The organism is Streptomyces sp. NPDC045899 (assembly GCF_056431485.1).
This window is the reverse complement of sequence record NZ_JBWKKP010000021.1, coordinates 130,616-139,015: the sequence shown is the minus strand read 5'-3', so window position 1 is coordinate 139,015 and position 8,400 is coordinate 130,616. Positions and strand designations below refer to the sequence as shown.

Annotated in this window: 5 protein-coding genes and 1 riboswitch; of the genes, 2 read left to right on the top strand and 3 right to left on the bottom strand. The window is 71.2% G+C overall.

Annotated elements, in window-relative coordinates; all coding sequences use genetic code 11:
* Window positions 1-750: 750 nt before the first annotated feature.
* Window positions 751-1,914: a C40 family peptidase gene (locus AC07FT_RS27300; protein WP_471201086.1), complete on the bottom strand. Its 1,164-nt coding sequence runs from the start codon at window positions 1,912-1,914 to the stop codon at window positions 751-753.
* Window positions 1,915-1,922: 8 nt separating this feature from the next.
* Window positions 1,923-2,101, bottom strand: a riboswitch (cyclic di-AMP (ydaO/yuaA leader).
* A 157-nt stretch (window positions 2,102-2,258) separates the two neighbouring features.
* Between AC07FT_RS27300 and pcrA the strand changes: the two genes are divergently transcribed.
* Window positions 2,259-4,757: a DNA helicase PcrA gene (gene pcrA / locus AC07FT_RS27295; protein ID WP_479178489.1), complete on the top strand. Its 2,499-nt coding sequence runs from the start codon at window positions 2,259-2,261 to the stop codon at window positions 4,755-4,757.
* Window positions 4,758-4,805: 48 nt separating this feature from the next.
* Here pcrA and AC07FT_RS27290 read toward each other — a convergent pair whose 3' ends face one another.
* Window positions 4,806-6,452 (bottom strand): M23 family metallopeptidase, encoded by a 1,647-nt coding sequence (locus AC07FT_RS27290; protein ID WP_479178488.1) that lies wholly within the window; start codon window positions 6,450-6,452, stop codon window positions 4,806-4,808.
* A gap of 295 nt (window positions 6,453-6,747) precedes the next feature.
* Window positions 6,748-7,533, bottom strand: coding sequence for an esterase/lipase family protein (locus AC07FT_RS27285; protein WP_479178486.1), 786 nt, complete (start codon window positions 7,531-7,533; stop codon window positions 6,748-6,750).
* A gap of 436 nt (window positions 7,534-7,969) precedes the next feature.
* Between AC07FT_RS27285 and AC07FT_RS27280 the strand changes: the two genes are divergently transcribed.
* Window positions 7,970-8,380, top strand: a complete 411-nt coding sequence (locus AC07FT_RS27280; RefSeq protein WP_254744404.1) for a coenzyme B12-dependent isobutyryl CoA mutase small subunit — start codon at window positions 7,970-7,972, stop codon at window positions 8,378-8,380.
* Window positions 8,381-8,400 lie beyond the last annotated feature (20 nt).

Genomic DNA, 8,400 nt, shown 5'->3' with positions numbered 1-8,400 from the left:
CCCCCCCCCCCCCCCCCCCCCCCCCCCCCCCCCCCCCCCCCCCCCCCCCCCCCCCCCCCCCCCCCCCCCCCCCCCCCCCCCCCCCCCCCCCCCGCTCCTGTGGTTCCGCGTGCGGCAGCGCTGCCTGACGGCCTGCGGCCGGCGGGTGGCGACGACTCCGCGTCCCCGGCCCGGCGCCCGCCGGTTCGGGGGACGTGCGTCAGGTACGGCGGCCTCGGGTACCGCGGTCACCGGCCGCTGTCCGCGGCGCCCACGGCGGCGCAAGGCGCCCCGGCCACCGGGCCCGCCGGGCGAGGTGCGCCGGGCCCGGCGGGTGGCGTGCCCGGCACGGGCGACCGGCGTCCGGCGTCCGGCGACCGGCGTCGGGCCCGGCCGCGTGGCTTGACCGGTCCGCCGGTACGGGTGTTCCGCGACCGGCGACCGGCGTCCGGCCCGGCCGGGTGGCTTGACCGGTCCGCCTGGTAGGGGTGTTCCCTCTCCCGGCGACGGGCGACGGGCGACGGGCGACGGGCGACGGGCGACGGGCGACGGGCGACGGGCGACGGGCGACGGGCGACGGGCGACGGGTCCGGGGCCTGGCCCGTCCACGCCGTCTGCCGCCATGGTTCGCGCTCCGGGCGCGAGGTGGCGTGCGGTCCGTCGTCGGCAGCCGCGCCGCTGCCCCGGCTGCCGACGGGCGGGGTGGCCGGGGGCCATTGGCGGCCCCCGGCTTCGCGTGGGCGGCGCGCCGCCTGATCCGGCTTCGCCGGGTCAGGCGGGGCGGACGCTGCCATAGACCGGCATCTCGGTGATCGGCGCCTTCTTCACCGAGTCACCCGGCTTCGGCGCGTGGATCATCATCCCGTCGCCGATGTACAGCCCGACATGGCTGATGTCGTCATAGAAGAAGACCAGGTCACCCGGCTTGAGCTCGGACGTGGACACCCGCGTGCCCACCTTCACCTGGTCCCAGGTGGTGCGCGGCAGGGACACCCCGGCGGACTTCCAGGCGGCCTGGGTCAGCCCCGAGCAGTCGAAGGAGTTGGGGCCGGTGGCGCCCCACACGTACGGCTTGCCGATCTGCGCCTGCGCGAAGGCGATGGCCTTCGCCGCCTTGGTGCTGTCCGAGGGCGCGGGGCTGGAGGGAGTGGACGGCGTGGACGAGCCGGAGCCGTCGTTCCCCTCTCGCCGCTGACGCTCGGCCTCCGCCTTGCGCTGCTTCTCGGCCAGCTCGGCGGCCTTGCGCTTGGCCTCCTCCTGCTTCTTCCGCTCGATCGCCGCGAGCCGCGCCTTCTCCTTGGCGGTCAGGTTCGACAGCAGCCGCCGGGCCTCGGAGAGCTTGCTCTGGACGGACTTCTTCTTCTCCTTGAGCGTCTTCTGCGAGGAGGTCAGCGAGGCGAGACTGCTGGTGGCAGTGGCGCGCTCCTTGGCCGCCTTCTTCTGCTGCTCCTGGAACTGCTGGACGGCGTGCCGCTGGTGGCCGGTGAGCCGGTCCATCAGGTGCGACTGGTCGAAGACGTCCTTCGGGTCGGAGGAGAAGAGCATGGCGGCGGTGCTGCTGGCCATACCGCCGCTGCGGTACTGGGCGGCGGCGTAGGAGCCGAGGGTGCGGCGGGCCTCGTTGAGCTTCTCGGTGCGCTTGGCGACGGTGTCCAGCAGCTTGTCGACCTTGGCGCGCTGGGTCTCGGTGCGCTCCTTGGCGGCGTTGTAGCCCTGGGTGGCGCTCTCCGCCTGGTGGTACAGGGTGTCGACCTTCTTCTTGACCGCTTCGATCGACTGGGTGGCGGGCTTGGGATCACCGGGCGCGGCGTTGGCCGTCTGGGAGAGCAGGGTGACCGAGGCCAGGGCGGCCGTGGTGACCCCGACCGCGGTGCGCCGGCTCTGGCCGGTGAGCGTGGCCGGTATTCGGGTCCGCGGTTTGCGGTGCGACGCCAAGGGAGGCGACTCCTTCCGTGGACCGCCTACCGGGTTAGCTGTCGGGTTCGGGCGGACGGAAGGCTGCCCTACGGCCCGTCCGGGCGGCACACGAGGTGCCGTCGCCGGGCCGATTCACCCCGGTGGAACGTGTGGGTCCCCGGCTCCGGCTGCCTCGCGGCAGGACCGGACTCGGCGGAGGCGGTCCGTGCCGACGCTGGTCGCCGACGATGGTCCGGACTGCCTGACGCAGGACGGTAGCCAACTCGTGGGGTCCCTGTGAAGGCTGGTGTTCCTTTTGCCCGAAACCGTTTCGTGATGTTCGTACTCGGGGTGTCAGTGGGGCGGCCTAGACTCGGTCAGCGATGAGCAGCCTCTTTGACGACAGCTTCCTGGCGGACCTCGGGCCCTCGGGCGAGGAGCCCCCGCCGCCCGAGGACCACGGGGACCACGAGGGTCCCGGGCACCACGGCCCCGGCGGCGCCGAGGACGTACCGCACCACCTGTTCAGCGGCGCGTTCGACGCGCCGGTGCCGAGCACGTCCCGGGAGGCGTACTACCGGGACGGCGCGGCCCGGCCCGCCGTGGACCCGGCCGCCCTGCTCGAGGGGCTGAACGAACAGCAGCGGGCGGCGGTGGAGCACACCGGTGGTCCGCTGCTGATCGTCGCCGGAGCCGGTTCCGGCAAGACCCGGGTACTCACCCACCGCATCGCGTACCTGCTCGGTGCGCGCGGAGCGCACCCCGGCCAGATCCTCGCCATCACCTTCACCAACAAGGCCGCGGGTGAGATGAAGGAGCGGGTGGAGGAGCTGGTCGGCCCGCGGGCGAACGCCATGTGGGTCTCCACGTTCCACAGCGCGTGCGTGCGCATCCTGCGCCGCGAGTCCAAGAAGCTGGGCTTCACCTCATCGTTCTCGATCTACGACGCGGCCGACTCCAAGCGGCTGATGGCGCTGGTCTGCCGCGATCTCGACCTGGACCCCAAGCGGTACCCGCCCAAGTCCTTCAGCGCCAAGATCTCCAACCTGAAGAACGAGCTGATCGACGAGGAGACCTTCGCCGGTCAGGCGACGGACGGTTTTGAGAAGACCCTCGCCGAGGCGTACGCGATGTACCAGTCGAGGCTGCGCGAGGCCAACGCGCTGGACTTCGACGACATCATCATGACCACGGTCAATCTGCTCCAGGCGTTCCCGGACGTGGCCGACCACTACCGCCGCCGGTTCCGCCATGTGCTGGTCGACGAGTACCAGGACACCAACCACGCGCAGTACACCCTGGTGCGCGAGCTGGTCGGCACGGACACCGAGGAGACCACCGCGGGTGAGCTGTGCGTGGTGGGCGACGCCGACCAGTCCATCTACGCCTTCCGCGGCGCCACCATCCGCAACATCCTCCAGTTCGAGGAGGACTACCCGCAGGCGCGGACCATCCTGCTGGAGCAGAACTACCGCTCCACGCAGACCATCCTCAGCGCGGCCAACGCGGTCATCGAGCGCAATGAGAACCGCCGTCCGAAGAACCTGTGGACCGAAGCCGGTGCCGGAGCCACCATCACCGGTTACGTCGCCGACACCGAGCACGACGAGGCCCAGTTCGTCGCCGACGAGATCGACCGGCTGACCGACGCGGGCGACGCCAAGGCCGGTGACGTCGCCGTCTTCTACCGCACCAACGCCCAGTCCCGTGTCTTCGAGGAAGTCTTCATCCGGGTCGGGCTGCCGTACAAGGTCGTCGGCGGTGTGCGCTTCTACGAGCGCAAGGAGGTCCGGGACGTCCTGGCCTATCTGCGGGTGCTGGCCAACCCCGAGGACAGCGTCCCGCTGCGCCGCATCCTCAATGTGCCCAAGCGCGGTATCGGCGAGCGCGCCGAGGCGATGATCGACGCCCTGTCGCTCCGCGAGAAGATCACCTTCCCGCAGGCGCTGGTCCGGGTCGCCGAGGCGTACGGCATGGCGGCCCGCTCGGCCAACGCGGTCAAGCGGTTCAACACGCTGATGGAGGAGCTGCGCACCATCGTGGAGTCGGGCGCGGGCCCGGCCACGGTGCTGGAGGCGGTGCTGGAGCGCACCGGCTATCTCGCCGAGCTCCAGGCGTCCACGGACCCGCAGGACGAGACCCGTATCGAGAACCTCCAGGAGCTCGCGGCCGTGGCCCTGGAGTTCGAGCAGGACCGGGGCGAGGAGAACCCCGGTACCCTCGCGGACTTCTTGGAGCAGGTCGCGCTGGTGGCCGACTCCGACCAGATCCCGGACGAGGACCCGGACGGCACCGGGGTGATCACCCTGATGACGCTGCACACGGCCAAGGGGCTGGAGTTCCCGGTCGTCTTTCTCAGCGGTCTGGAGGACGGCGTCTTCCCGCATATGCGGGCGCTCGGCCAGACCAAGGAGCTGGAGGAGGAGCGGCGGCTCGCGTACGTGGGGATCACCCGTGCCCGTGAGCGGCTGTACCTGACCCGCTCCACGATGCGCAGCGCCTGGGGACAGCCCGCGTACAACCCTCCGTCCCGGTTCCTGGAGGAGATCCCGGACCAGTACGTGCAGTGGCGCCGGACCGGTCCGGCCACCCCGTCGGCGTCCATGGGCGCCCTCGGGGGCGGTGGATTCTCCGGCGGGGGTCTCTCCGGTGGCGGGGCGTCGCGGTCGCGGGGCGGGGCGAGCGGGTTCGCCACCCGGCGGGCGAAGGAGCGGCCCGCGGTCTCGCTGGCCGTGGGTGACCGGGTCACCCATGACACCTTCGGGCTCGGCACCGTCGTGGCGGTCAAGGGCAGCGGGGACAACGCGGAGGCCACGATCGACTTCGGCGAGGAGAAGCCGAAGCGGCTGCTGCTGCGGTACGCGCCGGTCGAGAAGCTCTAGGGGGCGTCCCGGTCCCGGTCCCGGGGACAGCCCCGGGACCGGGATTGGTTACGACGGGTTGAGGCCGTGGCCGCGCAGCCAGGGCAGCGGGTCGACGGCCTCTCCGCCGCCGGGGTGCACCTCGAAGTGCAGATGGGGACCGGTGGAGTTGCCGGAGTTACCGGAGAAGGCGATGGTGTCGCCGGCCTTGACGGTTCCGGAGCGGATCTTGGCGCTGCTGAGGTGGCAGTACCAGGTCTCCGTACCGTCCGGGCTGGTCACTATGACCATGTTCCCGTAGGCGTCGTTCCACTGGGTCCGCACGGTGCCGTCGGTCGCGGCCATCACGGGCGTGCCGTAGCTGACCGGGAAGTCGATCCCGGTGTGCACGGACATCCAGTTGATGCCCGCCTGACCGTAGGTGGCGCTCAGCCCGTGCTGGGCGACGGGGAGCGCGAACTTGGGGCGCAGCGCCTCCTTGCGCGCGGCCTCCGCGGCCTTCCGCTTCTTCTCGGCGGCCTGGCGCTCCTTGAGGTCGATGCGCTCCTGGGTGCGGCTGGCGCGGTCCCGGAAGTCGTCGGCGCCCTCACGGACTTCGGCGAGCTGGGTGTCCAGCTTGCTGTTGACGGCGGCGGCCTTGACGGGCGGCGCGGTGTCGGCGGCGGCCTGGGTGGTCGAACCGTCCTTCTTGTCGTTGCTCATTCCGACGGACGCGGCGGCCACGGCGCTGACGCCGAGGGCGCAGACGGAGGGGACGGCGACGGTGAGGAGCGCGGAGCGCTTGGGACGGGAGGAGACGGTGCGGCGGCGGGCCCTTCCGCTGCCGCCACCGTTTCCACGGCGGGCGGCGGGGGTGGGCGGCGACGGCGGGGACAGGAGCGTCACGTCGGCATCGGGCGCGGGCTCGTCTCCGGCCGCCGCCCCGGGTTCGGGTTCCGCCTCGGGGACACCGGGGTGCTCGTCGTGCGCCGCGTCGAATGCCGCCTCGTGGGACGCGGTGTGCGGCGTCTCGTCGACGGTGGCGAAGGCGGTGGTGTCCCAGAACTGGGTCTGACCGGTGTCGATCCCCGAGGTCAGGTCCGAGCCGTCGAAGGAGTCATAGGTCTCGTACCCGCCGGTGTCATAGCCGGAGGTGTCGAGTGCGGTGGTGTCGTACGTGTCGTACGCCGTGCCGGAGTTGTCCCACTGCGCGGGGATCTCGACGTGGCCGGTGGCGTTCAACTGGCCGTCCAGCCGGCCCGTCAGATCCGTCTGGCCGGTGGTGTCGGTGCCCCAGGCGCTCATGTCCCAGTGGCTCCCGGTCTCGGCGGTCGGCTGGGACGGGATGTCCGTCGGCAGCTGGTAGCCGGAGGCGGCCCACATCGCGGTGGTGTCATAGGCGCCGGTCTCGTACGGGGCGGAGTGGCCCATCTCGTACGTACCGGTGTGGTGGCCGGTGGCGCCCCACTGGGAGGCGTCGTAGTGGCCGGAGTGCCCGGAGTCCATGGACGCGTAGGCGTCGTAGCCGCCGTCACCGCCGGGGAGCGCGCCGAAGAGCGGGTCCCCGTCGCCGTACGCGGCGCCGAGCTGGTCGAAGCTGCCGGTGGAGTAGCCGTCGTACCCGGCGTGGCCGTGCGCTGTGTCCTGCTGCTGACCGTATGCCTCGTAATACGGATATGAGGCGCCAGGAGCGGGGTCGGCCGGGTCGGAGCCCACCGACGGGTGACGGTCGTTCACCACCAACTTCTCTTTCGCCTCGGCTGCAGGAGAATTAGCGGCGACTGTACCCGGCGGTACGCGGCAGCGACAATCTTCAGCAAGTTTTGAGCATCACGGGAAAGGGCATTTGGTCGTCTTTCGGCGGACTGTGCGCACATCCTTGGCCCGGCGTTCGATCGATGTTCGGCAATTTCCGTCCCCGCAAGCCCCTTGCGCGACCGTCTTCGGCTCCTCTTTGGATCTTCTTGCGGTCCTTCCTGGGTCATGGTCGGACCCCGCTCGGGGGTCGGTCGCGCCCTCGCCCGGGTCCCGTTCAGGCCACCGAGAAAGTGTCCGGCGCCTCCGCCGGGGTCTCGTCGGCGGCGTCCAGGGCCGCGAGGACTCCGGCCGCGACCGCCGAATGCACAGGTAGGGCGAGATGTCCGACTCCGCTGACGCGAATGTTCCGGGAGATCACATCCGGATGGTCTATCCGGGCCGTCTCCGCCGGGATCATCAACTGATCCGCGTCGCTCCAAAAAGAGATCATGCGGGTACGGCATTCGGGGGCAGGACGCCGCAACTCCGCTATCACCTCGGAGTCCGGGCACATCTGACGCACGAGCGGATGTGCGGACAACAGGGGCGCCGCGCGCGTTCCCGCATGTGGGGTACCGAGCGTCACCAGGGAGTGGACGCGGTGGTCCCCGCCGAGGCGCTGGACGTAGTAGCGGGCGATCAGTCCGCCCAGGCTGTGGCCGACCACATCCACCTGGCTGTGGCCGGTGCGGGCGCAGACCTCTTCGATGTGGCGGGCGAGGAGCGCGGCAGCGGTGCGCAGGTCACAGGTGAGCGGTGAGTAGTTGAGCGCTTCGACATGCTGTCTGCCGTGGCGGCGCAGGGTGCGGCGCAGCAGGACGAAGACGGAGCGGTTGTCGATGAACCCGTGGAGGAGGACGACCGGGCGGCGGGCCCGGCCGTCGGTGGGGAGACGGGCCGCGGCGTCCGGCGGAGGAGGGGTGGGCGGTCGCTCCGGCAGGACGCCGGTGGGGTAGAGCACCAGATGCCCGGCGAGTACCGCCAGATCGAGAGCGATGGCGCGAAGACGAATGAGGCCCATGGGCCGACCTCCCGGTGTGCCCGCAGGGGGCGGCCGTGGCCGTGACCAATGGGTGTGGTCATGCAGGTATGACCACACCGCGATGACCGCACCGCCGCACCGGCGCGCCATGCCCATGCCAACTGCTGCCGATGGGCGATGGGCGGCGCTGCTCGGTGCGGCGGTCCCCGCTGCGGCTCCCCTGATGAGACCGACCCCGCGTCCGGAGCGTCTGTGTCCGACGCGTCGGCGTCCGAGGGCATCTGCGGCTGATGCGATCGTGGACGGTGGGGGCGGCCTTCGGTGAACGTGTCCCACGTGTGATTTCCCCCTCGCTGCGTGCCGCGAAACTGCCGGGTGGGGGATGCTGGAGATAACGTTCGTTCACATGGGTGCGTTCTGCGTTCACGGGGAAGCGCGCCAGATCGCGGATGCGCGCTAGGTCTTGGAGGCTGTGATGGGTGTGACCGGTCCGATCCGTGTGGTGGTGGCCAAGCCGGGGCTGGACGGCCACGACCGCGGTGCGAAGGTGATCGCGCGGGCGCTGCGCGACGCGGGCATGGAGGTCATCTACACCGGGCTCCACCAGACCCCCGAGCAGATCGTCGACACCGCGATCCAGGAGGACGCCGACGCGATCGGGCTCTCGATCCTCTCCGGTGCCCATATGACGCTCTTCGCCAAGGTGCTGGAGCTGCTGCGGGAGCGCGAGGCGGAGGACATCAAGGTCTTCGGCGGCGGCATCATCCCCGAGGACGACATCGCGCCGCTGAAGGAGAAGGGCGTCGCGGAGATCTTCACCCCGGGCGCCACGACGACGTCCATCGTGGAGTGGGTCCAGAAGAACGTCCGCCCGGTGGCCGCCTGAGCGCTCCGCGCCGAGGCGGG